This window comes from Citrobacter sp. Ce104, assembly GCF_030334595.1.
Classification (GTDB): domain Bacteria; phylum Pseudomonadota; class Gammaproteobacteria; order Enterobacterales; family Enterobacteriaceae; genus Citrobacter; species Citrobacter europaeus.
Genome location: NZ_JAOWDP010000032.1, coordinates 1 through 251 on the forward strand (window position 1 = coordinate 1; position 251 = coordinate 251).

Annotated in this window: 1 protein-coding gene; it reads left to right on the forward strand. The window is 61.4% G+C overall.

Features of this window, described 5'->3' with window-relative positions; translation table 11 throughout:
• Positions 1-251: DUF6708 domain-containing protein (locus tag OGW16_RS02045; RefSeq protein ID WP_353655679.1), on the forward strand; the 251-nt coding region annotated here is incomplete at both ends.

The following is a 251-nucleotide window of genomic DNA, read 5'->3' on the forward strand; positions in this document are numbered from 1 at the left end:
CCGTGGATAGACTGGCCGGTGGAGGTCCGGGTGTTTAACTGGGATGAAGTGCGCGGAGAAATCACCTATGAAGCCGGACGTTCTCACCAGGGTTACCAGCTGCACGGTGCGGTGTGCCAGCCGGGAACCAGCCATGTCCGGGAGCGGTTTGCGCTGACGTGGACGGTAGGTGATAAAGAGGCGCTGCGCGAGCTGTGGTGCTACTGCTGTCACTATATGCAGCACCGTCCGGTGCCTGAGACGGCGCGTTT